The organism is Amycolatopsis speibonae (assembly GCF_042647925.1).
GTDB classification, from domain to species: Bacteria; Actinomycetota; Actinomycetes; order Mycobacteriales; family Pseudonocardiaceae; genus Amycolatopsis; species Amycolatopsis speibonae.
In genome coordinates this window covers 139,982-166,363 of the sequence record NZ_JBHRWK010000079.1, presented here as the reverse complement: position 1 = coordinate 166,363, position 26,382 = coordinate 139,982, and the positions used below count along the sequence as shown (strand labels likewise).

Sequence of the window (26,382 nt, the reverse complement as noted above, 5' to 3'; positions counted from 1 at the left end):
CGCCCACAGGGTGCGCTCGCCGCTACTGGAGTAGGGTCACTGTTGTCATATGACAATTGTTGACCACCCCTGGAGGTGTGGGTGCTGGGGACCGACGACTCCGCCGTCCGGGACCTGCTGTCACGGATCTTCGACGCCGGTCAGGAAGACCTGGCCGAGGACTGGGTCCGACGGCAGCTGACCGATTCGCCCGCCTGGACCGGTGAGCAGGAACTGCGGCGCGAGGCCAAGGAACTGCTCGGCGCGCTCCGCGGGGCGCTCGGCACCGAACTGCGCCTGGAACGGATCGTCGACCGCGACGAAGCCGTCCGCGCCGCGCTGCGGGGTCTGTCCGAGCGACGGGCCCGCGCCGGTGCCGCGCCGACCTCCACCGCCATGGCGATCTTCGCGTTGAAGCGCACCACACTGGCCGCCCTCGAAATCCACACCGAGGACCCCGACGTCCGCTACCAGGCTTCGCTGCAGGTGAACCGGTTCCTCGACGCCGCGAGCCTGCTCACGTTCTCGGTGTACGTCGAAGGCAGGGAAGAGATCATCCGGCGGCAGCACCAGCAGATGCTGGAACTGTCCACCCCGGTGGTGCGGCTGTGGCGCCAGGTGCTGGCGGTCCCCCTGATCGGCACTCTCGACAGCGCCCGCACCCAGGTGGTGATGACCAGCCTCCTGGAGGCGATCCAGGCCCACGAGGCGAGGGTGGCGATCATCGACATCACCGGAGTGTCCACAGTGGACACAGCGGTGGCGCAGCACCTCCTGCAGACCGTCAGCGCGGTCCGGCTGATGGGCGCGGAATGCCTGATCAGCGGGATCCGGCCGTCGATCGCGCAGACCGTCACCCAGCTCGGCATCGACCTCTCGCATATCGAAACCCGCGGTTCGCTCGCGGACGCGCTGGCCACGGCGATGCGGCTGATCGACGACCACGCCCGGCCCGGCGTGGTGACCGGGTGACCGCGCGCGCGGGCCTGCCGATCCTGCGGCTCGGGGACATCCTGATCGGTGGGCTGCTGAGCGACCTCGACGACACGACCGCGCTGCAGCTCACCGACGAACTCACCACCCGGATCTCCGACGAGGGGATCCGCGGGGTCATCCTCGACGTCTCCCGGCTGGAGATCATCGACTCGTTCGTCGCACGGGTGCTGATGGAGCTGGCCGCCACCGGACGGCTGCTCGGCGCCAGGATGATCGTCGCCGGGATGCGCCCCGCCGTCGCGATCACGCTGTCCGAACTGGGTTTGCGGCTCACCGGCGTCCAGACCGCGCTCAACGCGGAACAAGCCATGGAACTCCTGGGATGGAGACGTCCCGCCGAGGTCGCCGGAGAGGCGCCTCGTGCTTCCTGACGAGCTAACCGCCCCCGAAGCGCGCGAGCACGCCGTGCGCGCCGAAGAGGATCTGCTCACCGCCCGGCACGCGGTCCGGGCCGACGCGGTCGCGGCCGGCTTCTCGATCGTCGACCAGACGAAGATCGTGACCGCCGCCAGCGAACTCGTGCGCAACGCCTACATCCACGGCGGTGGCGGCACGATGACCATCGCCGTGGCGCGGGACCGCCGGGGGCGGGTGGGGATCGCCCTGTCCGTCCGCGACGAGGGGCCCGGCATCGGGGACGTCGAGCAGGCCATGACCGACGGGTTCAGCACCGGCGCCGGGCTCGGGCACGGCCTCGGCGGCACCCGGCGGCTGGTCGACGAGTTCACCATCGACACCGCCCCCGGCGAGGGCACCACGGTCACCGTCGTCCGTTGGAAGCCATGACCGTCGTCGACGCGGCGCTCACCCGCCTGATCCACATCGATCACATCAGCGCGGTCTACGCCGCGACACGGGCCGCTCGCGAGGTCGCGGCCGAAGCGGGTCTTTCCGAAGTCCTCGCCGAACGCACCGCCGTCGTCACCTCGGAACTGGCGGGCAATCTCGACAAGCACGCCGGCGGCGGCGCGGTCTTCGTCCAGCGCTCACTCGCCGGTCCGGGGGTGGAGATCCACGCCGTGGACACCGGCCCGGGGATGGCCGATCTGGCGCACTGGCGGGTCGACGGCAACACGACCACGGAAACGCTCGGCACCGGCCTCGGCGCCGTCGGCAGGCTCGCGACCGAGTTCCGCATCCGGTCCGAGGCGGGCATCGGCACCGTCGCCGCCGCCAGGATCCTCGCGCCCGGGCACCAGGGCGTCGATCTCGCGCACGTCCGGCTCCCCCGCGAAGGCGAAGAGCGGTGCGGCGACGCGTTGGCGGTCTCGGCGATGCCCGGTGTCCGGACGGCGATCCTCGTCGACGGGCTCGGCCACGGCCCCGAAGCGAGTGACGCCGCGGAAGCCGCGATCGGCGTGTTCCGCCACGATCCGGACCGGCCGCTGCCCGAGCACCTGGACGCCATGCACCGGACGCTGCGGCAGACCCGCGGCGCGGCGGTCGCGCTCGTCCGGCTTTCCGAAGGCGGGCTCGAGTTCTGCGGTGTCGGCAACATCAGCGGTCTCGTGCTGACGCCGGGGCAGACGCGGCCGTTGCTGAGCGTCCCGGGTGTCGTCGGCTTCACCCTGCCGCCGGTCCGGGTACGGACGCTTCCCTTGAGCGGCCACGAACTTCTCGTCCTGCACACCGACGGCATCGGCACCGCCTGGCGCGGTCCGGCCGCGCTCGGGCCGCTTCCGGCCACGGCACTCTTCGCCGCGGATCTGGCTCACCGCCACCGCGACCTTCGCGACGACGCCGCGTTGATCGCCTTCGGCCCGGGAAAGGGACTTTCGTGACAGACGCCGTCCGGTTGCGCCGCCACGTGCGCGAGGCGTGCGCGGCCGCCGGTGTCCCGGCCGAACAACGCGCGCGGCTGGTGCTCGCGGTGAGTCTGCTCGCCGAAGCCGGTCCCGCGCCGGAACTTTCGACAGCCACGGCCGACGGCAGGCTTTCCGTCACGCTCGAATCGTCCCGGCCCGTCGGACAGCGTCAGCGCAACACCCTTCCCCTGCTTCCCGCCGCGGGCGACGGCGCGAGCCTGACCTGGCATCTCGACGCGGGCATCGAGCCGGTCCCAGTGGCGGCCGACGACGAGGAAGCCACCAGGGACGAGATGCTGGCGCTGGTCGCCCGCGCGGACGCGGTCACCAAGGATCAGCGCGAGCTCAAACACGAACTGGCCGAGACGAACAGCGGCGTGCTCGCGATGTACGTCGAGCTGGAGGAACGGGACGAGCAGCTCCGGAAGGCGCACGCGGTGATCTTCCGCGAGCTGGAAGACGCGCTGCGCCCGCCGCCACCGCCCGCCGGGCCCTTCGAACTGGCCGTGCACTACGCGCCGAGCCAGCAGGATTCCCCGACCGGCGGGGATCTCTACGACTGGTTCGTGCTGCCCGACGGTTGCGTCCACATCACCCTCGTCGACGCCGTCGGGCACGGCGTCACCTCCACCCGGCACGCCCTGACCGTCACCCACGCCATCCGGACCCTGGCGCTGGAGGGTCATCCGTTCCGCGACCTGATCGGCCGCACCGCCCGCGCGCTCGCGACGATCGAGCCCGATCTGATGGCGACCGTGCTGCTGGCCCGGCTGGATCCGGCGAACGGCGAAGTCACCTTCGCCAACGGCAGCCATCCGCGTCCGGTACTGGTCACTTCGGCCGGTGTCACCGAACTGCTCGCCGCCCCGACGTCGGGCCGGGGCGTCGGTTTCCCCGACCCCGGCAGCAAAAGCCTCGTCCACCGCACCCTCGCCGACGGCGACCTGGTCGTCCTCTACACCGACGGTCTCGTCGAAAGCCGCAAAGACTTCCAGGAAGGAGAAGAACGACTGCTCGCGGCCGCGCGACGCAACGCCGGACGGCCGACCGCGGACATCCCGGACGTCCTGGCCACCGAGATGCTCGACATCGTCCTGCACGCCGACGACACCGTGGTCATCGCGATCCGGCACCGTCCGGGTTACGGTGACCCGTGATGAGGGAAGACGCCGAGCCGGACGCAGCGGACGCCGCGCTGCTCGACGCCTTCCGCGCCGGTGACATCGCCGCCGGCGAAGCGCTGTTCCGGCGGCACGCCGAACCGCTCCGCCGGATCGCGGCGGGCTGGGTCGCCGAACCCGCCGAACGGGACGACCTCGTGGCCGAGGCCTTCGTGCGCGTGCTGAGCGTGATCCGCTCCGGGGGCGGCCCCCGGGAGAACCTCCGCCCTTATCTCGCGGTCACCATGCGGAACCTCGTGGCCAAATGGAGCCACCACCACAAACGGGTCGAGTTGTACGGCACGACCCCGGCGATCGAGGTGGCCGCCGGGGCCGCGGGCGCGGAAGAACTCCTCATCCTCCGCTCGAACGCCCGGCTGGCGTGGACCGCCTATTGCGCGCTCCCCGGCCGCTGGCGGACCGTGCTGTGGCGGACCGAGGCCGAAGGCGATTCCCCGAAAGTGATCGCCCCGCTGCTGGGGGTGTCCCCCAACGGTGCCTCGGTCCTGGCCTTGCGGGCCCGCGAAGGACTGCGCCAGGCCTTCCTTCAGGCGCAGGTCCCCGAGACGGGAACGCCGTGCTGCCAGGAAGCCCGGCGCCGGATGGGCGCGTGGCTCCGCGGCGGGGTGCCGGGGCGCCGGGCGGATCTGATCGCCGCGCATCTGGCGGACTGCGAACCCTGCCGGACCGTCGCCGTCCGGCTCGACGAGGTCAACCGCGAGATGCCGCCGGGCGTCCGCGCCATCCCCGCCTGAGCGGATCAGCCGGGGACCGGGGCACCCTCCCCCGCGATCCGCAGTGCCTCCACCAGTTCCCGATAGAGCGTGTCGGTGGCCAGCAGCTGCTCATGGCTGCCGCTCGCCCTTACCCGGCCGTCCTCCATCACCACGATGGTGTCCGCGTCGATCACCGTGGACAGCCGGTGCGCCACGGTGACCACCGCGCCCTCGCGGGCCAGCCGCCGGATGCAGTCGTGGATCGCGCTCTCGGTGCGGCCGTCGACCTGCGCCGTCGCCTCGTCGAGCAGCACGACGTCCGGCGTGCGCAGGATCGCCCTGGCCAGCGCGATCCGCTGGCGTTCCCCGCCCGACACCGACGTCGAGGAGAGCGGGGTGTCCAGGCCGTCGTCGAGGGCGGCGATCTTGTCGCTCAGCCGGACTTCATCGAGAGCCCGCCGCACCTCCTCCTCGGTCGCGTCCGGGTGGGTGAAGAGCAGGTTCTCCCGGATGGTCCCCGGCACGATCGGCGTCTCCTGCTCGACGTAGGCCAGCCGTGTCCGCACGGCCGCGTACGGCAGGTCCGCGTAGTCACGCCCGTCCAGCAGCAGTGAACCCGACCGCGGCCGCACGAACCGCATGATCAGCGACAGCATCGTGGTCTTGCCCGCGCCGGACGGCCCGACGATCGCGGTGTGCCCGCGTCTCGGGATCTTCAGCGAGACGTCCCGCAGGGCCGGGTCGCCGCCGTAGCCCGCGGTCACCCCGCGCAGTTCCAGTACCGGGCCGTCCTGCTCGCCGGCCGGTTCCGAGGACGTGGGCACCTTGTCTTCTTCCACTTCCAGCGCGTCCATGTCCCGGATCCGCCCGGCCGCGGCGAGCCCCGCCTGCAGCGCGGTCATGTTCTGGCTCAGTTCGGTGATCGGCTCCATGAGTGCGAACGCGTACAGCAGGAACGCGATGAGACTCGACACTTCCAGCAGACCGGCGCCGACGCGCCAGGCACCGAGGCCGAGGATCACCAGGATCGCGCCCTGGATCCCCGACCACGCCACCACCCAGGCGACGGCCTGCCGCCGCACCGCCCGGACGCCGTGCACGGTGGCGGCCTCCGCCTCGACGAGGATCCGTCCGGACTGCCGGTCTTCGGCGCGGCTGGCCTTCACCGTCCGGATCGCCCGCAGCGCGCCTTCCAGCACGCCACCGAGACGGCCCACGCGGTCTTGCGCCTTCTCCTGTTCCTTCGCGATGGCGGGCATGAGCCACGCGAACAGCGCGATCACCACGAGCACGGCCGCCACGGTCGTCGCCAGCAGCACCGGGTCGAGCACGCTCATCAGCACCAGCGTCCCGACGAGCATGACCACGCCGTTGATCAGGCCGATCACGCTGGACGACGCCGCCTCGCGCAGCAGCACCGTGTCCGAGGTGACGCGGGTGACCAGTTCCCCCGTCGGCCGCTGGGTGATCGCTGGAATCGTCGCCCGGAAGAACCGCCGCACCATCGATTCCCGTGCCTTCAGCACCACCCGCTCGCCGACCGTGCCGAGCAGGATCCACTGCGTCAGCCAGATCACCGAGCCCACCAGCATCAGGCCGAGCAGCGCCAGCACGGGTCCGGCCAGTGACGCCGACGAACCGAGTGAGTCGAGCACCCATTTCGTGACCATGGGGGTGGCGAGACCGGTCGCGGAGCCGAGCAGGGCGAGGACCAGGCCGATCGCGAGTGCCCCCTTGTGCGGTCGCGCGAACGACCACAGCACCTTCAATCGTGGAGTGTTCATGGTTCTCAATGGAACACGGATGTTCTAAAATCGTCAAGCGAGTTCCATATTGGCGGGCGAGGTACGGTACCGGCATGAGTGAGGGAGTGGTCACCGAGACGGGTGTCCGGGCGAGGACCCGGCGCGCGATCCTGGACGCGGCCATCGAGACGTTGACGAAGCAACCGGGCGCCACGCTGGCCGACATCGCGGCGGCGGCGAACGTCGGGCGCACCACGGTGCACCGGTATTTCGCGGAGCGGTCGGACCTCATCGACGCCATCAGCCACGACGCCCTCGACAAGGTCTCCCAGGGCACCGAACGAGCCCGGCTCGACGACGGCCCGGCCCCGGCCGCGCTGGCGAGGCTGTGCCAGGAGTACTTCGAACACGCCGACGTCTTCCAGCTGCTGTTCACCATGCCGGATCTGATGACCCGGCCCGAGTGGGAGGAAGAGAGCGACGACGACCGTGTCCTACTGGGACTCATCGAACGCGGGCACGCCGAGGGCTCGATCGATCCGGCGATGACGAAGGAATGGTTGCTGCAACTGCTCTGGAGCCTGCTCTACACGGCGTGGGGCCTGGTCCGCGAACAGACACCGAAGCACGAAGCGCTCACTTTGTGCTTGCGTAGCCTGGAAAAGATCATCGCGGTCGACTGAAGTCTCAGTCGCCGTAAGCTCCGCCGCGCAGCACCGTCGCGCCACTGGGACAGGTGAAAAGGATCCGGTACTCCCCCGCACCCCGGCCGTAGGCGTACCGGTCGCCGTTCGAACAGTCGACGAAGACGTGGAAGTCCGTTCCCGAGCAGGAAAGCGCGTAACCCGAGCCGGAAAGATACGGATCCCGGCAATCCAGCGACGGGCCCCGTGGCGGCACTTCGGCTTCGGTCCCGGACAGCCGGGCGGTGGTACCGCTGTAGCCCCGTCCGGTGACCAGGTCCAGCCACGTGTAGCCCGCCTCGGCCACGGCACCGGCGGGCGGGGCCGACCCCACCGCGATCCCCACGGCGCACAGCACGCTGATCCCCACGGAATTCCGGAGCTTCATACCTACCATTCCGGAAGCTTCGCGAGATCGGGAAACCGGAGCAAGAGCCAAAAGGGACGTCCGGAAGGGCAGACCTATGTCCTCCGAAGTGATGACGCGGACTCGCGCCGCATCGATGATCCTTTCCCGGTGATGGAAAAAACCGGCACCCGCACGGGTGCCGCCTGGGGAATCCTCTTCGGTGGGCTAACGGTGTTCGTGGCCGCTCCCGCGCTGCTGCTGGCGACCGGGCACGACACGATCAAACCGTCCGCGGATTCGGCCAACGAGCTTTCCCTGGCAGGCGCGCTGATTCCCGCGCTGGCCGGGATCCTGCTGATCCACGGGGTCCCGCTCCACGCGCCGAGACTGCTCCCGGCGGTGACCGACCGCCGTGCGCTGAGCAGGCAGACGACGGCCTTGGCGCTGATCGCCTTCCTGTGGCCACTGGCGCTGTTCCTGGTGTCCGCGGCGGGGCAGCACGCGCTGGTCCGCGACATCTGGGCGCTCGCGAAGCCGCTCGTGTTCCTGGCGCTGCCCTTGGTACTTCTGCGAACCCTTCGGCCGCGGGGAGAACCGGATCCGTTCCGCATCGCGTGGCGGCCTCGACAGGCCTGGCAATGGCTCGCGCCGATTCCCGCGGTGCTCGTGTTCGGCTGGCTGTACGTCCTGGGACCGCTCGCCCCGCCACTCCCCAGCGCCGAGGACTATCCCGACCCGGTGTACCTGGCGGTGGGCGCGACCCTGACCTTCTTCACCGCGAACGTCCTCGAAGAGGTCTTCTTCCGCGGCATGCTGCAGACCCGACTGGAGGCGCTTTTCGGGCGCTGGCCAGGAATCCTGCTGGCGTCGCTGCTGTTCGCCTGGCTGCACCTGCCGACACACGGACAGGGATCGCTTTCCCTGACCTTGGGCGCGATCGTCGCCTTCCAAGGGTTCTTCGGGCTGTTCACCGGCTACCTGTGGTCGCGCTACCGCAACCTGTGGGCACCGATCGCCGCGCACACCGCCATGAACACCCTGCCCCTGCTGCTGATGTGAGCCGCGGCATGGTCGTGAGTGGTAAGTGTCGTTAGAACGGCACTTACCACTCACGACCAACCCGACCCACCACGCCACGACACCCTGGCCGCCCTGCAGTACGTGAAGGCCCCCTTCACGTACTTGGGGAAGGCGCGAAGGTCGAGTTTCCACGGCTCAGCCGAGGGAAGGGGTCCTTCACGCGCAGCCGCTGTGACTACTGGTGCGCCTGAGGCGACCGTGGCGATCCACAAGTCCGTGAAGGCCTCCTTGCCTACCCTGAAGGTAGGCAAGGAGGCCTTCACGGACCGAACCTGCGATCAACCGAGGACCGGCTACGCGCCGATGGTCGCCGCGTCGATGACGAACCGGTAGCGCACGTCGCTGTTCTCGACCCGGTCGTAGGCCACGTTCACCTGGTCGGCCGAGATCGTCTCGATCTCCGCGCCGATCCCGCGCTCGGCGCAGAAGTCGAGCATCTCCTGGGTCTCGGCGATGCCGCCGATCATCGAACCGGCGAGCACCTTGTTCCCGCCGAGCAGCGAGAAGGCGTTGTAGGACAGCGGTTCGCCGGGGGCGCCGACGTTCACCATCGCCCCGCCGACGCGCAGCATGCCGAGGTAGGAGTCGACGGGCAGGGTCGCCGAAACGGTGTTGAGGATCAGGTCGAAGCGGCCGCGCAGCGTCTGGAACGTCGAGGCGTCACCGGTCGCGAAGTAGTCCTTCGCACCCAGCTTCAGCCCGTCCTCCTGCTTCTTCAGGCTCTGGCTGAGCACGGTGACCTCGGCGCTCATGGCGACCGCGATCTTGACCGCCATGTGGCCGAGCCCGCCGAGGCCGACGACGGCGACCTTCTTGCCCGGTCCGGCACCCCAGCGGTTCAGCGGGGAGTAGGTGGTGATGCCCGCGCACAGCAGCGGCGCGGCGATGTCGAGGCCGATCCCCTCCGGGATCCGGCAGACGAAGCCGTCCTTCACGACGATCTGACGGCTGTAGCCGCCGTAGGTGTTCTCGCCGTCGAAGCCGACGCCGTTGTACGTCTGGATGTTGCCCTTGACGCAGAACTGCTCGCTGCCCGCGACGCAGTACTCGCACTCACCACAGGAATCGACCATGCAGCCGACACCGACACGGTCCCCGACCTGGTACCTCGTCACGTCGGAGCCGACCGCGGCGACGACGCCGGCGATCTCGTGACCGGGCACCATCGGGAAGATCGCGCTGCCCCAGTCCTCCTTCACCTGGTGGATGTCGCTGTGGCAGATCCCCGCGTACGCGATGTCGATCAACACGTCGTCCGGACGCAGGTCGCGACGCTCGATCGTCGTCGGCGACAGGGCGGCGCCCGGGGACGGCGCGGCGATGGCGTGCGTGGTCGTCGTCATGAAACCCTCCGTGAAAACAGTGAGACCATGTAAGAGGTCACTTACAACTAGCGTAAGAGGTCTCTTACATATTCCGCGACCGGGACGGTGTGATCCACGACATGGGCGGCAAGTACCACCACGGCGACCTCCGCGCGGAACTCGTGCGGGTCTCGCTCGACCTGATCGCCGAGCAAGGATTGGGCGCGTTCTCCGTCGCCGAGGTCGCCCGGCGCGCGAAGGTGAGCCCCGGCGCGCCCTACCGGCATTTCCCGGACAAGGAGAGCCTGCTCGCCGCGATCGCGGCGACCGTCGCCTGCCAGCTGGCCGACAGGGTGCACGACGCCATCGAGGCCGAAAGTGACCCTGTCTCCGCACTCGCCGCCGCCGCCGGGGCCTACACGGGCTACCTGATCGAGCGCCGGGCCGGGATGAACATCATCTACTCGGACGGCTTGCAGGGCCCCGAGCACTCCGCGCTGCACGAGCAGACCCGTCGCCTGACCGACCAGTTCGTCATGCTCTGCCTCACCGTCGCCGACCGGCCGCAGGACGGACTCGAACTGATGGAACAACTGTTCACCCAGGCACATGGCTACGGCACGTTCCACCTCGACGGAGTCTTCAAGAAACAGGGCTATACCACCGAAGTCGTCGTCCGGAAATCGGTCGAGGCCGCCCGCGCCGCCATCGAAGGCCGCGCGAAAATGTGACGTGATTCACGTCTGATTTGTCCGATTACCGGGGGTCCCCACGCCGACAGGATGCGAAGCGCAATCCCACCGACAACGAGGAGAAGCGCGTGAGCATCGGGCAAGACGTCGGATCGTGGCGGGAACTGGGCCGCCATACGAGCACCGCGGTGGTACTGGCGGGTGGCGTGCTCGTCGGCGCGATCACCATCTACGTGGCGGCGAGCCTCCTGCCGACGGCGATTCAGGACATCGGCGGACGGCCGTTGTACGCCTGGACCATGACAGCGTTCCTGGTCGCCCAGGTCGTCGCGACCATGCTGGTGGGCCAGGCCCTTTCCCGATTCGGGGGCAAGGGTTCCTACTTGACCGGTTTCGGCGTGTTCGCCGCGGGCTCGGCGCTCTGCGCGGTGAGCCCGTCGATGCCGGTCCTTCTGCTCGGCCGCGGGGTGCAGGGCCTCGGTGCCGGTCTGCTGACCGGCCTGGGCTTCGCCCTCATCCATTCGGCGCTGCCGCCCCGGTTGTGGAGCCGAGGAAGTGCCCTGATCTCCGCGATGTTCGGGGTCGGCAACTTCGCGGGCCCGGCGCTCGGCGGGTTCACGGCACAGTCCGGGTCGTGGCGGTCCGCGTTCGCGATCCTGGCCGTGGCGGCGGCCGCGCTGGCGATCTTCGTACCCCGGGCGCTCCCCCGCGGTGAACGCCCGGCGCAGGCACCGCCGGCACCGATCGCGTCGCTGTCACTGGTCGTCGGCGCCGCCGCGGCGGTGAGCGTGGCCGGGATCCTCTCCGACAGCCTCGCGATGACGGCCTTCATCGCGCTGGGGGGCGTCCTCGTCGCCGCGTTCCTGGTGACGGAGAACCGCGCGACGGCGAGTGTGCTGCCCGGATCGGTGTACCGGCGTGGTTCGCGTCAGCGGTGGATCTACCTGACCATCATGGTCCTGGTGTCCGGCGTCGCCGTGGAGACGTTCCTGCCGTTGTTCGGCCAGCGGCTGGGCGGGCTCCCGCCCGCGGCGGCGGGATTCTTCGCCGCCGCGCTGTCCTTGGGCTGGTCCGTGAGCCAGCTCGTCAGCGCTTCGGCCGGCAGGACACGGCGGCTCGTCCTCACCGGGCCCGCCTGCCTCGCCACCGGGTTCGTCCTGCTCGGTCTGCTGCAGACCGAGCAGCCGTCGCTGCCGGTGGTTCTCGCCTGGCTTCCCGTGCTCTTCTTCGGCGGCACGGGAATCGGCATCGCGATGCCGCATCTGTCCGTCGCGGCGATGACCTCCGCGCCGGACGGCGAAGGCGGGAAGGCCGCCGCCGCGATCGCCACGATCCTGACGATGTCGACGGCGTTCGGTGCGGCGGTCGCCGGTCTGCTGGTCAACCTCGGCGGATCTTCGGTGGTCACGTCGGCGCGGTGGCTGTTGTTCGGCTTCGCCGCCATCTCGGCACTCGGGCTGCTCACCGCGCGCCGCGCCGTCTGAGTCCGGTCAGATCCGGGAGCGCTTCCCGCGCACCCGCGGGAGCGCTTCCGGGCAGCCGCCACCACAGCGGATATGCGCCCAGACAATCTTCCCGCCGCGCACCCGCTCACGCCGGACGCCCCACTGCACCGCGACCCCGTCGACGACGAGCAACCCGCGTCCGCGCGGGTCCTCGATCTGGGAACAGCGTGCCCGGGGCTGCTCGATACTGACGTCGGCGACTTCGATGCGGACAGCGCACGGCGAAACGCCTCGCCACAGTTGAATGTGGCGTGCGCCACCTCCGTGCACGTAGGCGTTGGCGACCAGTTCCGTCGCCGCCAGCAGGACGTCGTCACGATGACCGTCACCGAGGTCCGGCAGGCATCTGACCACCCAGGCACGCATGTCCGGCAACGCCCGTGGCGTCGTGGCTCGCAGGTCAAGCACCCAGGTTCCCGGCGCCGGATGCTCCGCGATACTGATCATGGAGCCACCCTTCCCCGTAACGCGACCTCTCTGCTGAAGTCGCACGATCGGGTTACCCAGAACGCCCGCCGATCAACCCGTGTCGAACCCGACACGAGGATCAGCGGGCGTTCCCCTCAAGCGGCGATGCTCCGGAACCCGCGCAGGCGCAGGCTGTTGAACACCACGAAGACCGAGCTGAAGGCCATCGCGGCACCGGCGATCATCGGGTTGAGCAGGCCCGCCGCCGCCAGTGGAAGCGCGCCGACGTTGTAGGCGAAGGCCCAGAACAGGTTGCCCTTGATGGTGCGCAGCGTCCGCCGGGAAAGCCGGATCGCGTCCACCGCCGCCCGCAGGTCACCGCGGACCAGCGTCAGGTCCCCGGCCTCGATGGCGACGTCGGTACCGGTGCCCATCGCCAGGCCGAGGTCGGCCTGGGCCAGCGCGGCCGCGTCGTTGACGCCGTCGCCGACCATCGCCACCACCTTGCCCTCGCCCTGGAGCCGTTCGACGACGTCGACCTTGTCCTTCGGCAGCACCTCGGCGATCACGGTCTCGATCCCGACCTCCGCGGCCACCGCGCGGGCGACGGCCTCGTTGTCACCGGTGAGCAGGACCGGGGTCAGCCCCAGCTCCCGCAACCGCGAGATCGCTTCGGCGGAGGACGGCTTCACGGTGTCGGCGACGACCAGGACCGCCCTGGCCTCCCCGTCCCAGCCGGCCACGACCGCCGTGCGGCCGAGCTTCTCCTCGGCGGCTTTGGCTTCCGCCAGCTCGGCCATCAGGTGGTGACTCCACTGTTCCAGCAAGGCACTCCGGCCCACGAGAACCGCCGAACCATCGACGATCCCTTGCACACCAAGGCCTTCCAGACTGGCGAACTCCTCGACGGCCGGGAGTTCCCCGGTGCGTTCCCGTGCCGCGCGGGCGATCGCCTGCGCGATCGGGTGCTCCGACGCGTTCTCCAGCGCGCCTGCCAGCCGCAGCGCCGTCTCCTCGTCGACACCGTCGGCGACGTGGACCGCCACCAGCGACATCTGCCCCGTGGTCACGGTGCCGGTCTTGTCGAGGACGACGGTGTCGACGGCGCGGGTCGATTCCAGCACTTCCGGGCCCTTGATGAGGATCCCGAGCTGTGCGCCCCGGCCGGTGCCCACGAGCAGCGCGGTCGGCGTCGCCAGGCCCAAGGCGCACGGGCAGGCGATGATCAGCACGGCGACCGCCGCGGTGAACGCGGCCGCGACCGAACCGCCGGTGCCGAGCCAGAACATCAGCGTGCCGACGGCGAGCGCGATGACGATCGGCACGAAGACCGCCGACACCCGGTCCGCCAGCCGCTGGACCTGCGCTTTCCCGGTCTGGGCCGCCTCGACGAGCTTCGCCATCTGCGCGAGCTGCGTGTCGGCGCCGACCCGGGTCGCGCGGACGACGAGCCTGCCGCCCGCGTTGACCGTCGCCCCCGCCACCGTGTCGCCGGGGACGACCTCCACCGGAACGCTCTCGCCGGTGAGCATGCTCGCGTCGACCGCCGACGCGCCTTCGGTGATCACGCCGTCCGTCGCGATCTTCTCCCCCGGCCGCACCACGAAGTCCTCGCCCGCCGCGAGTTCACCGATCGGGACGCGCACTTCCTTGCCGTCGCGGAGCACCGCGACGTCCTTCGCGCCGAGTTCGAGCAGGGCGCGCAGTGCCGCGCCCGCCCGCCGCTTGGACCGCGCTTCGAAATAGCGTCCGGCGAGGATGAAGGTCGTGACCCCGGCGGCGACCTCGAGATAGATGTTGCCGTCACCGGCCATCCGCTGGACGGTGAGTTCGAAGGGATGCGTCATCCCCGGCGTTCCGGCGGTGCCGAACAGCAAGGCGTACAACGACCACAGGAACGCGGCGAGCGTGCCCATCGAGATCAGGGTGTCCATGGTGGCCGCGCCGTGGCGCAGATTCGCCCACGCCGCCTTGTGGAACGGCCACGCCGCCCACACCAGCACCGGCGCGGCCAGCGTCAGCGAGATCCACTGCCAGTAGGTGAACTGCCACGCCGGCACCATCGCCAGCAGGATCACCGGCACCGACAGCACGGCCGAACCGATCAGCCGCTGCCGCAACGGTGCAGTGGAATCGGTCTCCTCGGCGGGTTCTTCCTTCTCCACCGCCGGCAACGCAGCCGAATACCCGGCCGCCTCGACCTGTTCGATCAGCAGCCGAGGCTCGACGTCGGCCGGGTAGCTGACCTTCGCCTTCTCCGTGGCGTAGTTGACCGTGGCGGTGACGCCGTCGAGCTTGTTCAGCTTCCGTTCGATGCGCATGGCGCACGAGGCGCAGGTCATCCCGGTGATCGCGAGTTCGACTTCGGCGTCGGCCACCCGCACGGTTTCCGTACTCATCGGTGGCTCCCTTCCCCTGTCTCGACGGTGAATTCGGCGGTGCGGACCTTGTCCCCGTGCCGGAAGTCCAGGAACAGCCGGTAGGTGCCGCCCGTCGGGACCTCGGCGAAGAACGTGACCGCGGGACCGGCCGCGGTCCGGCCGTCACCGGGTTCGCCGTCCGGGTGGACGTGCAGGTACGCGAGGTCGCCGCCACGCAGCGCGACCAAGTGCCCGTAAGCGCCCAGGTACGGCTGGAGATCGGTGACCTCACGGCCGTTCTTGGTGACCGTCAGCGTCACCTTCGACGACGTGCCCGGCGCGAGTTCGCCGTCGAGCTCGACCCGGTAGCCGTCGACCTCCGCGACGTGCGAGGGCCGGTGTTCGGCCGGCCGGAAGTCACCTGCGGCGAAGACGTCGGCCCCCAAGGTCGTCGCCTCGCCACCGCTGGGCTTGAAGTCGGCGAAGACGCGGTAGACCCCCGCGTCGCCGACGGTCAGCGGAACGGACCAAGTGCCGTCCTCGCCGAGTTCGGGGTGGATGTGCTGGAAGCCCGCGGTGTCGCGGCGGACGACGATGAGGTGCATCCGCTTTTCGTGTTCGACCTCGTAGGCGGTCACCGGCGCGCCGTCGGCGCCGAGGATCCGGAAGGTGAAAGGGGCCGTCGTGCCGGGAATGAGCGTCGTGGTGGTGGGCGTGAGGGTGTAGCCGCCCCTGGACGACGCGAGCCCGGCGGGCTCGTGGTCCTGCTTGACCTGCGCCGCTTCCGCGACAGTGCCGCCGTGGGTGTCCGAGTGCCCGGCGTCCTCGCCACCGGGCACGCCGGCGGCGCCGGGATGCGGACCGACAGCGGTTCCGGCCGCCCAGCCGCCACCGGCGACCAGGGCGAGCACCACACCGTAGGCGGAGAGCTTCGCTGCTGTGTTCATCGTGATGTCCTTAGTGCGGGTGCCACCCGCGATCGTGGAGCCGCTCAGGCGGTCAGTCGGTATCCGGCTTCTTCGACGGCGGCGCGGATGTCCGCGGCCGCGGGTTCGCGGGAACCGGTGACGGTCACGGTGCCGGTGGGCAGATCGACCCGGACGTCGGTGACGCCGTCGATCTTGGAGACCTCTTCGGTGACCGAAGTCGCGCAGTGGCCGCAGGTCATCCCGGTGACGGTGTAAGTCGTTTCGCTCATGGACCCAACGTACATACCCCAGGGGGGTACCGCAATGGCCTGAGGGTACCCCTGCGGGGTATCAGGGAGCGACGCTCGTCACATACCCCTGAGGGGTAGGCGCGCGATCAGCCGGGCGCCCGGATCGCCGTCCGCCACCCGCAGCGATCCGCCATGCCGGACAGCGATGTCCCTGGCGAGCGTGAGCCCGAGGCCGGTGCCTCCCGCGTCCCGGGCGCGAGCGTCGTCGAGCCGGGCGAAACGATCGAAGACGCGCTCGCGATCGGCGACGGGGATGCCGGGGCCGTCGTCGAGCACTTCGAGGACGGCCTCCCCCGCCTCCCGCCGGAGCCGCACGGTGACGGTCGAACGCGCGTGCCGCACGGCGTTGTCGAGCAGGTTCCGCAGCAGGCGTTCCAGCTGGACGGGCTCGCCGGACACCGGCACCGGACCGTCCACATCGGACACTACGGCGGGCCCGGATTCGAGCGCGCGTTCGGCGACCTGCTCCCCCACCACGTCGGCGAGGTCGACGACACCTTCCGGCGCGGGGACTTCAGCCGGGTCGACGGCCAGCTGGAGCAGATCGGCCGTGATGCGTTGCAGCCGCTGGACGTCGAGCAGCGACTGCCGGGCGACGGCGGGCCAATCCGCGCGATCGGCGTGGGTGAGCGCGACCTCCAGTCCGGTGCGGAGGTTCGCGAGCGGGCTGCGCAGTTCGTGGCTGGCGTCGGCGACGAACCGTTCCTGCTGGTCATAGGCCTGCTGAAGCCTGTCGAGGGTCGCGTTCGTGGTGGTGGCCAGCCGGGCGATCTCGTCACGGGACGGCGGCACCGGCACCCGGCGGTCGAGCCTGCTCCCGCTGACTTCGGCCAGTTCACGGCGGATCGCCTCCACCGGCCGCAGCGCCCGCCCTGCCGCGAGCCAAGCGGCCAGCGCGGTGATCAGCACCGCGAGCGGGACGAAGAAGCGCAGGGTGTCGTCGAAGGTGCCCAGCGTCCGGAGCGTGTCCCACGGCAGCACGAAGAGGTAGACGGTGTGCCGCTGCGCGCCGCTGTCGATCACCCTGCCCACCACGGTGTATTCGCGATATTCACGCCACTGTGGATGGTCGCCGGGCTTCAGCGTGGCCTTGGTGGTGATCGTCCACCCCGCGGACGCCCCGGTGGGCGCGGGCGGCAACGGCGTCCACGCGGGATCCCAGCGGCGCAGGTTCTCGCTGCTCACCACCGGCCGTCCGGCCTCGTCGACCACCTCGAACAGGGCGTCGCCGGCGGGTGACATCGGCCGCCCGGTCCGGTAGGTCTCGGCCAGCCCGTCCAGTTGGGCACGTGACGCGCTGATGGCGCTGCCCGACAGCTGCCTGCTCAGCAGCTCACGGGTACCCAGCCAGCCGAGGATGAACACGATCGCGCAGAGCAGCGCCGCCGAGAGCGCGGTGCCCCACCGCACCGACGAGGGCCACCAGCCGGTCATTCGGTCACCAGCCGGTAGCCGGCGCCGCGCACGGTCGCGATGGTGTGCCGTTCGAACGGCGCGTCCAGTTTGCGCCGCAGCGCGCTCACGTAGACCTCGACGATGTTGGGGTCGCCCCGGTAGGCCAGATCCCAGACCTGTTCGAGGATCTCGCGCTTCGTCACCAGCTGCCCGCCGTGGCGCAGCAGGCATTCGAGGACCGCGAACTCCTTGGTGGTCAACGACACCGGCGTCCCGGCACGACGGCACGTCCGCTTCGCCGGGTCGAGCACGAGGTCGCCGAACTCCAGCACGCCCGCCGACCCCGCCGCACCCCGGCGGGTGAGGGCCCGCAGCCGGGCGGTGAGCACGACGTACGAGAACGGCTTGCTCAGGTAGTCGTCGGCTCCGGTGTCGAGCGCCTCGGCTTCGTCGTACTCGCCGTTCTTCGCCGTCAGCATGAGGATCGGAGTGGTCACCCCGCGTTCCCGCAGCGCCGCGCAGACCCGGTAGCCGTTGAGCTTCGGGAGCATGATGTCCAGCACGATCACCTGATACGGGTACAGCTGCGCGAGTTCGAGGCCCTCGAGACCGTCGTGGGCGAGGTCGACCGCGTAGCCGTCGGCCTCGAGTCCCCATTGGAGGGTCTCGGCCAACCGCATTTCGTCTTCCACCACGAGCACACGCATGACTCGATCCTCCCAGATCGCCGTCAGCGTTCCTGAAGCGTTCTTCAGGTTGTTTCAGGAACCGTTCAGGTGCTTCTTGCCAGTATCGTGAAATGAACACAATGGACGGTCCCGCCGCGGGCGCGATCGATGTCTCGAAGGTCTACGGCCGGGGCGACACGGCGGTCCGGGCACTGGACCATGTGTCGCTCGACTTCCCCCGAGGCCGGTTCACCGCGATCATGGGACCGTCGGGTTCGGGCAAATCGACACTCATGCACTGCCTCGCCGGATTGGACACCGTCGACAGTGGACGGATCCACATCGGACGGACAGACCTCACCGGCCTGTCCGACGCCCAGCTGACCAGGCTCCGCCGGGACCGGGTCGGATTCGTGTTCCAGTCGTTCAACCTCCTGCCGACCATGAACGCCGAGGAGAACATCCTGCTCGGGCTCCGGCTCGCGGGCAGGCGCCCGGATCCGGCGTGGTTCGACACCGTCGTCGGCACCTTGGGGCTCCAGCGGCGCCTGAAGCACAAACCGGGCGAACTCTCCGGCGGCCAGCAGCAGCGGGTGGCGTGTGCCCGTGCGCTCGTCGGCAGGCCGGACGTCGTGTTCGCCGACGAGCCCACCGGCAGCCTCGACTCGCGGTCCGGCGCCGAGGTGCTCGACTTCCTCCGCACCTCGGTCCGCGAACTCGGCCAGACGGTGGTGATGGTGACCCACGACCCGGTGGCGGCCTCGTACACCGATCACGGGGTGCTGCTGGCCGACGGCCGGATCGCCGCGCGGATCCCCCGGCCGACCGCCGACGCCGTGCTCGGCGCGCTCACCGGTCTGGGGGCGTGATGCTGCGAACCGTGCTCGCCGGGCTCAAGGCCCGGCCGCTGCGGCTGCTGCTGTCGGCCGTCGCCGTCACGCTGGGCGTCACCTTCGTGGCCGGATCCTTCGTGCTCACGGACGCCGTCGGCGCGGGACTGCGGGACGCGGTCGCCTACGAGACGCGCGGCGTGGACGCGTCGATCGACGCCAAACGGGGCCTCGACCTCGACGACGCGACGCTGGCGAAGGTCCGGCAGGTACCGGGTGTCGCCGCCGCGGAGGGCCGAGGCGGCGTCAGCGCGCCGGTGCTCGGCCCTGACGGACGTCCGCGAGACGCCGCCGCGACCGCGTTGAGCACCGACGAGAAGATGCGCCCCTACGACCTCGCCGAAGGCCGTTTTCCCCAAGGCGCGGGCGAAGTCGCGATGGAACGGAACAGCGCCGAAGGCTTCGCTCTGGGCGGTCCCGTGACCGTGCTGGACGAAACCGGTGGCCGTCACCCGCTGACGCTGGTCGGCACGTTCAGCCGCCCGACCGACGCGGGTCTGGGCGGAGCGACTCTGGTGGTACCGCTGGGAACGCTGCGGCAGATCAGTCCGGCGGCGACGTTCGGCGAGATCGTCGTGCGTGCTTCCCCCGGCGCCGACAAGGCACGGCTCGTCGCGGATCTGAAGAAGACACCGGGTGTCTCGGTGGTCACCGGCAAGGAGGCCGCGGCCCGGCTGCTGCGGGAGACCGCGCCGGACACGGCGGGCCTGGCGAAGTTCTTCACCGCCTTCGCGGTCCTCGCCATGGTGGTGGCGGCGATGGTGATCACCAACTCCTTCACCATCCTCGTGGCCCAGCGAGCACGCGAACTGGCGTTGCTGCGCTGCGTCGGCGCCGGCAAGCGGCAGATCTTCGGCAGTGTGCTCATCGAGGCGGCCGTGGTGGGCGCGGTCGCGTCCGTGGCCGGGCTGTTCGGCGGGCTGGGTGTCGCCGCGGTGTTGCAGACCGTCGCGGGCCAGGAGACCGTGTATCTCCCGCTGACCACGCGGACCGTGCTCGCCGCCGTGGCCATCGGGATCCTGGTGACCGCGCTCGCGGCGGCGATCCCGGCGTGGTCCGCGACCAGGGTCGCGCCGATCGAAGCGCTCTGGACACCCACCGAAGCCAAGCGCGCCGGACGGCCGCGCGCGATCGTCGCGCTGATCCTGCTCGCCGCCGGCGTCGGTGCGGGTGTGGTGGCCCTTCAGTCCTCAGTGGAGGACGGCGCCGCCCTCGCCATGGCGGCGATGGTCGCGCTGCTCGGCGCGACACTGGCCGCCGGCCCCCTGGTGGCGGGACCTGTCGTGCGGGCGCTCGGCTCGCTCGTGCCGGGACAGCCCGCCGACCTGGCCGCGCTCAACGCCGACCGCAACCCCAAACGCACCGCCGCCAGCGCCGCCGCGCTCACCATCGGCCTCGCCGTCGTCGCGCTCGCGACCACCGTGGCCGCCGGTGTCGAAGCGGGCCGGAGCCAAGGGCTGGACGGGCAAGTCGCCGCCGACTTCACCGTCACCTCGGTGGTCGCGACCCAGCCCCTCCCCGCCACGCTCGCGGACACCCTCGCGGCGGTGCCCGGCGTGACCGCGACCTCGACCCGGCGGTCGTTCTCGGGCGACTTCGGTGAGTACGGCACGTTCCAGCTGACCGCCGTCAGCGGCGACCTCCTGCGCCCGACGGTGCTCTCCGGCCGCCTCGACCGGCTCGGCCCCGGCGAGATCGCCATCAGCAAGGACCTGGCCGAGCAGACCGGGCTCGCCGTCGGCGGCACCGTGCGCTCCCTGCGCGTGGTGGCGATCTACGACAGTGTCGACGCGCCGGGAGTCGATCTGGGCTTCGCGCTCGTCGACCTCGCGGAACAAGGGAAACTCGCCATGAACGGGGAAAGCTACGACGGGAGCGTGCTCGTCAAGGTCACCGATCCCGAGCAGGCCCGGTCGTCGCTGGAGCAGGCGCTGTCCGGCGCGCCGCTCGCGAAACTGAGCAGTTTCCAGGAACTCAAGGAAGAGGCGGCCGCGCCGCTGCGGGACACGCTGAACCTCATGTGGGCGCTGACCGCGCTGGCGGTGCTGATCGCTTTCGCCGGGATCGCGAACACGCTTTCGCTGTCCGTTCTGGAACGGACGCGGGAATCGGCGCTGCTGCGCGCACTCGGTCTCACCCGCGGCGGGCTCGGCGCCGCGCTGACCACGGAGTCGGTGTTCGTCGCGGTCCTCGGCGCCGCTTGCGGGCTGCTCGTGGGGATCGCGTCCGCTTGGCTGATCACGGAGGTGGCGTCGGGCGGCGGCGAGCCGATCGTGTTCGCGCCGCCTTGGGGACGGTTGGGGGTCTTGGTGGCGGCGGCTCTCGCCGCGGCTCCGCTGGCGGCTTTGGTTCCTGCCCGGCGGGCGGGGCGGGACTCACTCGTCGCGGGTATCGCGACGGACTGACGCTCTGGTGGCGCGGTCGGGCTGGTCGGTGGGTCGGCTGGTGCACGTGAGGTGCATGTGGCGATCTAGAAGGTAGTGAAGGCCTCCTTCACTACCTTCAGGGTAGGCAAGGAGGCCTTCACGGACTGGACCAACGCTCGGCCGCAGCCAGCAGGCACCACGGCTGAAACCGCCTCAAGCCAGCCGTAGTTCCCGTCCCGGCAAGGAGCGCCGCCGGTCCGTCACCAGGATCATGGCGAGCGTCCCGATCCCCAGCCACACCACCAGCTGCACGATCCCCGACGTCAGCCCGTCGGTCCCCGTCAGCAGTGACCGCAAGGCGACCAGAGCGCCATTGGTCGGCAGAATCCCCAGCACGGTCCCGAAGAAGCCAGGCACGGTCGAGACCAGCGAAGCGGCGACAGTGAGCACGAGGATCGCCAGGGCGGCGAAGCGGCCGGGGCGTTTGAAGATCGCCACCAGTGCTTGGTTGACCACGGTGAACGTCCCGGCCGCGAGCACGAGCACCGCCAGCAGGGTCACCGCCTTGCCGAAACTCAGCCCGAGGAACGCCCAGAACACCCCGGTCAGGATCAGGGCGGTCAGCACCGCCAGCGTCGCGCCGGGGACGGCGGAGGCGAGGATGATCCGCCAGCTCGGTTCACGGGTGGTGAGCACGCTCGGCGGCACCGCCTGGATCACCTGGTATGTCGCCAGCGCGCACACCCACAGGGCCAGTACGAGGATCAGCGCCACCGCGCCTTCGCCGAACGATCCCGATCCCGCCGTGTCGGCGATCGCGGGGGTGGCGGCGACCTGCTTCAGGTGGTCACGTTCGGCCTGGGTGTAGTCGGGCACCTTGCCCCGGCCGTCGTTGAGGCCCTTGGCCAGTTCCGAGGCGCCCGATTCGGCGCGTTGACTGCCATCGGCGGCGGCGCGGGCGCCGGTGGCGAGATCGCCCGCACCGGTGGACAAGGTGGTCGCGCCCCCGGCGAGTTGGCCGGATCCGTCGGCGAGCTGCCGCGCACCGGAATCGGCTTCCTTGACACCGGCGTTGAGCTTCCGCGCGCCGTCGGCCGCCGAACCGATACCGCCGGCCAGCTCCTTCGACCGGTCCGCGAGTTGCTTGTTCCCGTCGGCGACCTTCTGGGAACCGGCCGAAAGGTCTTGTACGGCCTTCTTCGTCTGTACGACGGCGTCGCGGATCTCGGCGCGTTTGCCGTCGAGGATCTCGGCGTCGGCCGTGAACTTCTCCGAAGCGGCTTTCAGATCGGCACAGAACTTGTTGTCACCACTACACTTCTGTGCGAGTTCGGCGAACTTCCGTGCCGAATCGCCCGCCGTGGGCAGCGCGTCGATGATCCGGACGACCTTGTCCGCCAGCGGCGAGATCTTGTCGGCCAGCTGTTTGTTGCCGTTCGCGACCTGCTGCGCCCCGTCGGCCAATTCCCTGGTCAGCCGGGGCAGCTGGGCGGTGTCCTTCTCGGCCTGGGTCAGCCCCGAGGAGAGTTGCCCGGACCCGGTCGCGAGCTGCCCGGTGCCGTTTGCGAGCTTACGAGCACCATCCGCCAGTTGTCCGGCCGCACCGCTGAGTTTTCCCGCCCCACCGGCGAGTTCTCCGGCGCCCGAGGCCAGTTTCCCGGTCCCGTCGGACAGTCCTCGCAGCCCGACGACGAGCTGGTCGCTGCCGTCGGCCGCGGTCACCAGCTGCTGGTGGATCGAGGAGAACCCGAGGTACAGATTGTCCACATAGGTCTCGACGATCTGCCGGTTCAGGGCGGTGAGCGTCGCGTTCGCGACCTCCCGGCTCGCCACCGGGTCGACGAGACCGGTGCGCTGCGAGGTCTCGACGCGCATGATCGCCTGCTTCGCGTCGAGCGGCTTCCCCGACGTCGACGTGGCCTGCGCGGAGAAGTTCGGCGGGATGATGACGACCGTCGAATACGTCCCGTCGGAGATGCCTTTCTTCGCGTCCTCGGCGTCGGTGAGCACCCAGGTGTACGCGGAATCCTCGCCGTGCACGAGGTTTCCGGCCAGTTCACGACCGAGCGGGATCAGCTGCCCGTTCACCGTGACCGGCTCGTCGGCGTTGACCACGGCGGCCTTGGCCGCGCCGTGGTTGTCATCGGGCGAGAAGAACGCCCACGCCAGCCCGAGCGCGACGATCACCGGGACGAGCACGATCCCGAGCCAGGTCTTCCAGTTCAGCGGGCCGAAGGCGGTCGCTCGGGCGGAACCGGTGAAGAAGCGGGACATCAGCGGACCTCGGCGGGGACGGGGGCGGGCGCCATGGCGAGGCCCGCGACGGCGGTGGTGGGCAGCAGATCCCGCACGATGGCGAGACTCTGGCAGGACACGGCGAACGTCGCGGCCCTGCTCGCGAACGCCTCTCTCAACCCGGCGCGCTGAGCGGTGGCGACGACGGTGTCCAGGTCGTCGAGGAAGACGAGCCCGACGCCGTCGTCGAGCGCGCGGCGGACCTCACCGGCGGGATCGTCGGTTTCCTTGCAGGCGACGAAGGCGGCGTTCCGGCGGACCGCGTGCGCGTGCTGCGGCAGCACCCGGCCGAGGACCTTCAGATCGCCCCGGACGTGCGGGACACGACCGGCGAGCGCGTAGAGCAGTGCGCTCTTGCCCGCCGGGCCGGAACCGTGCACGGCGAGGATCTCGCCGGGGCCGAGGTGCAGTTCGATGTCGCGGAAGACGGTGCGACCGCGATCGTCGTCGACGCGGAGACCGGCGGCGCTGATCACTTCGGACGAGCCGGGCGCCGGCCAATCGGCGAGCCGGAGTTCGTGGACGAGACCGTCGCCCTCGGCGTCGAACACCGGCAGCTTGCGGTCCAGCCACGGCGGCAGGCCCCAGGCGCGCGGCCCCAGCAGCGCGAGGATCGCCGGGACGAGCGTCATCCGCACGAGGAAGGCGTCCACGAACACGCCGACGGCGAGGCTGAACGCGATCGGTTTGATCGTGGCGCTGCCGTCGGGCACGAAAGCGGCGAACACGCCGAGCATGATCACCGCCGCCGCTGTCACGACTCTCGACGCGGACACGAAACCCGTCTCGATCGCCTTGTGCGCGTCGCCGTGATGGACGTAGTCCTCCCGGATCCGGGACACGAGGAACACTTCGTAGTCCATGGCGAGTCCGAAAAGGACACCCATCAGGATGATCGGCAGGAAGCTGATCACGCTGCCGGTGCGGGTCACACCCAGCGCGTCGGCCAGATGTCCCTGTCCGAACACGAACGAGGTGGCCCCGAACGCGGCGCCGATCGAGAGCAGGTAGCCGAAGGTCGCCTTGAGCGGTACCAGCACCGAGCGGAACACCATCGCCAGCAGCACCAAGGAAAGCCCGACGACCAGGACGCCGAACGGCAGCAGCGCGTCGCCGAGCTTCGCGGACACGTCGATGCCGACGGCGGTGAACCCGGTGACAGCGGTCTGCACGCCGTAGCGGTCCTTGAACTGCCCTTCCATCGACCGCAGCCGTTCGACGAGTTCGTCGGTCGCCTCGTCGTAGGCGCCGGTCGTGGGCACGACCTGGATGATCGCGGTGTCGCCCTTGGGGTTCGGCGTGGCGAGCGGGACGACGGCGACGCCGGGCACCCGGCGGATGTCGTCGGCGATGCCGTCGGTGATCCCGACCGGGTCGGTGGTCGACAGGATGTCCGCGGTGACGACCAGCGGACCGTTGAAGCCGGGCCCGAAATGTTCGGCGACGACGTCGTAGGCGACGCGGGCCGGGGTCCCGTCCTCGTCGGTCCCGTTGTCCGGCAAGGCGAGCCGGAGGTCCAGCGCGGGCACCGAAGCCACCGCGAGCACCCCGACGATCAGCGCGATCGTCACCCACGGCGACTTGGTGGCGAGCCGCACCCAGCGCAGGCTGAAGCGCGCCTTCTTCTTGCGCTTGACCTTGCGCGGCTTCTTGGGCCGCAGCCGCTCACCGGCGAACGCCAGCAGCGCGGGGATGAGGGTGATGGCGACGATCACCGCGACGGCGACCCCTCCCGCCGCCGCGACACCCATCACGGTCAGGAACGGGATCCCGGCGACGAACAGGCCCAGCAGGGCGATCACCACGGTGAGCCCGGCGAAGATGACGGCGGATCCCGCGGTCGCTGTCGCCCTGGCGATGGACTCCTCGACTTCGAGCCCGTCGGCGAGCTGGTCGCGGTGGCGGGAAAGCAGGAAGAGCGCGTAGTCGATGCCGACGGCGAGGCCGAGCATGACCGCGAGCATCGGCGCCGTGGAGGACACCGTCGCCACCGACGTCGCCGCGTAGACCAGCGCCACCGAGACCCCGACGCCGAGGATCGCCGTCAGCAGCGGCATCCCCGCCGCGATGAACGAACCGAACACCATCAGCAGCACCACGAGCGCGATGACGAGGCCGATCCCCTCGGTGGGGCTGAGCTTCGGCACCTTGTCCGAGAACGCGTCGCCGCCGGTGAGCACCTCGGTGCCGTGACCGATCCGGTTCTCCATGTCCTGCGCGATCCCGGCGAGCGCGGTCCGGGTCGAGGGCTGGATGTCGGCCAGTCCGACGTCGAGTTGCACGGTGACCAGCGCGGCGCGGCCGTCCTTGGAAACCGCGTCGTGCACGGCCGCGTCGAAAGGATTCACCACGGCCGAGACCTGCGGTGCCCCGGTCAGCTCGGGCGCCACCGCGGTGACGGCGTCGCGTACGACGGCCGAGTCGGCCCGCTGTCCCTCGGGGACGAGCACGACCAGCTGCGCCGAAGTCCCGCTCACCTGCGGGAAGACGCGGCCGAGATGGTCGAGCGCTTCCTGGGACTCCGAGCCGGGGATCGCGAACGTGTCGTCGGTGCCCTGGCCGAACAGCAGCGCCGCCCCGCCCGCGACGCACAGCACCACCAGCCACAACGCGGTGACCAGCACCCGCCCGCGAGCGGCCAGCCTGCCGAGGCGGTAGAGGAATGACGACACGATCGGCTCCCGGCACTCGTTGGATACAACGCGTATCGTAATGCACTCTGTATCCGATTCACGATGTATCCTGTCCCACAGCCGGGTGAACCGGG

At 70.2% G+C, this 26,382-nt stretch carries 23 protein-coding genes; 12 read left to right on the top strand and 11 right to left on the bottom strand.

Annotated features, from left to right (window positions below; genetic code table 11):
* Positions 1–81: 81 nt before the first annotated feature.
* Genes ACFOSH_RS37465 through ACFOSH_RS37440 form a run of 6 tightly spaced genes read left to right on the top strand, consistent with a single transcriptional unit; the run spans position 82 to position 4,695 of the window.
* Positions 82–951, top strand: coding sequence for an STAS domain-containing protein (locus ACFOSH_RS37465; RefSeq protein ID WP_378245315.1), 870 nt, complete (start codon positions 82–84; stop codon positions 949–951).
* Complete coding sequence (locus tag ACFOSH_RS37460; protein ID WP_378245313.1) at positions 948–1,346, top strand: STAS domain-containing protein; 399 nt, start codon at positions 948–950, stop codon at positions 1,344–1,346. Before ACFOSH_RS37465 ends, ACFOSH_RS37460 begins: the two co-directional genes overlap by 4 nt.
* A complete protein-coding gene (locus ACFOSH_RS37455; protein ID WP_378245311.1) occupies positions 1,336–1,761 on the top strand; it encodes an ATP-binding protein in 426 nt (141 codons plus the stop codon). The genes ACFOSH_RS37460 and ACFOSH_RS37455 overlap by 11 nt, the downstream gene beginning before the upstream one ends.
* Positions 1,758–2,756, top strand: a complete 999-nt coding sequence (locus ACFOSH_RS37450) for an ATP-binding protein (RefSeq protein WP_378245309.1) — start codon at positions 1,758–1,760, stop codon at positions 2,754–2,756. The genes ACFOSH_RS37455 and ACFOSH_RS37450 overlap by 4 nt, the downstream gene beginning before the upstream one ends.
* Entirely contained in the window at positions 2,753–3,937 is a 1,185-nt protein-coding gene (locus ACFOSH_RS37445) for a PP2C family protein-serine/threonine phosphatase (protein ID WP_378245307.1), read from the top strand. The genes ACFOSH_RS37450 and ACFOSH_RS37445 overlap by 4 nt, the downstream gene beginning before the upstream one ends.
* Complete coding sequence (locus ACFOSH_RS37440; RefSeq protein WP_378245305.1) at positions 3,937–4,695, top strand: sigma-70 family RNA polymerase sigma factor; 759 nt, start codon at positions 3,937–3,939, stop codon at positions 4,693–4,695. Before ACFOSH_RS37445 ends, ACFOSH_RS37440 begins: the two co-directional genes overlap by 1 nt.
* Positions 4,696–4,700: 5 nt before the next feature.
* On the opposite strand, the gene ACFOSH_RS37435 is transcribed toward ACFOSH_RS37440, so the two are convergent.
* Positions 4,701–6,440, bottom strand: a complete 1,740-nt coding sequence (locus ACFOSH_RS37435; protein ID WP_378245303.1) for an ABC transporter ATP-binding protein — start codon at positions 6,438–6,440, stop codon at positions 4,701–4,703.
* A 74-nt stretch (positions 6,441–6,514) separates the two neighbouring features.
* Between ACFOSH_RS37435 and ACFOSH_RS37430 the strand changes: the two genes are divergently transcribed.
* Positions 6,515–7,084: a TetR/AcrR family transcriptional regulator gene (locus tag ACFOSH_RS37430; protein WP_378245301.1), complete on the top strand. Its 570-nt coding sequence runs from the start codon at positions 6,515–6,517 to the stop codon at positions 7,082–7,084.
* A gap of 4 nt (positions 7,085–7,088) precedes the next feature.
* Here the strand turns inward: ACFOSH_RS37430 and ACFOSH_RS37425 are convergent, their stop codons facing one another.
* Positions 7,089–7,472, bottom strand: a complete 384-nt coding sequence (locus tag ACFOSH_RS37425) for a hypothetical protein (RefSeq protein WP_378245299.1) — start codon at positions 7,470–7,472, stop codon at positions 7,089–7,091.
* Positions 7,473–7,604: 132 nt separating this feature from the next.
* Here ACFOSH_RS37425 and ACFOSH_RS37420 point away from each other — a divergent pair, with 132 nt between their 5' ends.
* Complete coding sequence (locus tag ACFOSH_RS37420) at positions 7,605–8,492, top strand: CPBP family intramembrane glutamic endopeptidase (RefSeq protein ID WP_378245349.1); 888 nt, start codon at positions 7,605–7,607, stop codon at positions 8,490–8,492.
* A gap of 314 nt (positions 8,493–8,806) precedes the next feature.
* On the opposite strand, the gene ACFOSH_RS37415 is transcribed toward ACFOSH_RS37420, so the two are convergent.
* The gene (locus ACFOSH_RS37415; protein ID WP_378245297.1) at positions 8,807–9,856 is read right to left on the bottom strand and encodes an NAD(P)-dependent alcohol dehydrogenase; all 1,050 of its coding nucleotides are present in this window, start codon (positions 9,854–9,856) and stop codon (positions 8,807–8,809) included.
* A gap of 89 nt (positions 9,857–9,945) precedes the next feature.
* On the opposite strand from ACFOSH_RS37415, the gene ACFOSH_RS37410 reads away from it, so the two are divergent.
* Positions 9,946–10,548 (top strand): TetR/AcrR family transcriptional regulator, encoded by a 603-nt coding sequence (locus ACFOSH_RS37410; protein ID WP_378245295.1) that lies wholly within the window; start codon positions 9,946–9,948, stop codon positions 10,546–10,548.
* Between the two features lie 89 nt (positions 10,549–10,637).
* The gene (locus tag ACFOSH_RS37405; protein WP_378245293.1) at positions 10,638–11,993 is read left to right on the top strand and encodes an MFS transporter; all 1,356 of its coding nucleotides are present in this window, start codon (positions 10,638–10,640) and stop codon (positions 11,991–11,993) included.
* A gap of 6 nt (positions 11,994–11,999) precedes the next feature.
* On the opposite strand, the gene ACFOSH_RS37400 is transcribed toward ACFOSH_RS37405, so the two are convergent.
* From ACFOSH_RS37400 to ACFOSH_RS37375, 6 genes are all read right to left on the bottom strand, one after another.
* Positions 12,000–12,461, bottom strand: coding sequence for an ATP-binding protein (locus tag ACFOSH_RS37400; protein ID WP_378245291.1), 462 nt, complete (start codon positions 12,459–12,461; stop codon positions 12,000–12,002).
* A 116-nt stretch (positions 12,462–12,577) separates the two neighbouring features.
* Complete coding sequence (locus ACFOSH_RS37395; protein ID WP_378245289.1) at positions 12,578–14,821, bottom strand: heavy metal translocating P-type ATPase; 2,244 nt, start codon at positions 14,819–14,821, stop codon at positions 12,578–12,580.
* A complete protein-coding gene (locus tag ACFOSH_RS37390; protein WP_378245287.1) occupies positions 14,818–15,729 on the bottom strand; it encodes a hypothetical protein in 912 nt (303 codons plus the stop codon). Before ACFOSH_RS37390 ends, ACFOSH_RS37395 begins: the two co-directional genes overlap by 4 nt.
* Before the next feature lie 44 nt (positions 15,730–15,773).
* Positions 15,774–15,980 (bottom strand): heavy-metal-associated domain-containing protein, encoded by a 207-nt coding sequence (locus ACFOSH_RS37385; protein ID WP_378245285.1) that lies wholly within the window; start codon positions 15,978–15,980, stop codon positions 15,774–15,776.
* A 78-nt stretch (positions 15,981–16,058) separates the two neighbouring features.
* Positions 16,059–17,435, bottom strand: a complete 1,377-nt coding sequence (locus ACFOSH_RS37380) for a sensor histidine kinase (RefSeq protein WP_378245283.1) — start codon at positions 17,433–17,435, stop codon at positions 16,059–16,061.
* Positions 17,432–18,103 (bottom strand): response regulator transcription factor, encoded by a 672-nt coding sequence (locus ACFOSH_RS37375; RefSeq protein ID WP_378245281.1) that lies wholly within the window; start codon positions 18,101–18,103, stop codon positions 17,432–17,434. The genes ACFOSH_RS37380 and ACFOSH_RS37375 overlap by 4 nt, the downstream gene beginning before the upstream one ends.
* A 101-nt stretch (positions 18,104–18,204) precedes the next feature.
* Here ACFOSH_RS37375 and ACFOSH_RS37370 point away from each other — a divergent pair, with 101 nt between their 5' ends.
* Both ACFOSH_RS37370 and ACFOSH_RS37365 read left to right on the top strand, forming a co-directional pair.
* Positions 18,205–18,933: an ABC transporter ATP-binding protein gene (locus ACFOSH_RS37370; RefSeq protein WP_378245347.1), complete on the top strand. Its 729-nt coding sequence runs from the start codon at positions 18,205–18,207 to the stop codon at positions 18,931–18,933.
* A complete protein-coding gene (locus ACFOSH_RS37365) occupies positions 18,933–21,359 on the top strand; it encodes an ABC transporter permease (RefSeq protein WP_378245279.1) in 2,427 nt (808 codons plus the stop codon). Before ACFOSH_RS37370 ends, ACFOSH_RS37365 begins: the two co-directional genes overlap by 1 nt.
* A gap of 174 nt (positions 21,360–21,533) precedes the next feature.
* On the opposite strand, the gene ACFOSH_RS37360 is transcribed toward ACFOSH_RS37365, so the two are convergent.
* Both ACFOSH_RS37360 and ACFOSH_RS37355 read right to left on the bottom strand, forming a co-directional pair.
* Positions 21,534–23,594 (bottom strand): ABC transporter permease, encoded by a 2,061-nt coding sequence (locus tag ACFOSH_RS37360; protein ID WP_378245277.1) that lies wholly within the window; start codon positions 23,592–23,594, stop codon positions 21,534–21,536.
* Positions 23,594–26,287, bottom strand: a complete 2,694-nt coding sequence (locus tag ACFOSH_RS37355; protein ID WP_378245275.1) for an MMPL family transporter — start codon at positions 26,285–26,287, stop codon at positions 23,594–23,596. Before ACFOSH_RS37355 ends, ACFOSH_RS37360 begins: the two co-directional genes overlap by 1 nt.
* Between the last annotated feature and the right edge of the window lie 95 nt (positions 26,288–26,382).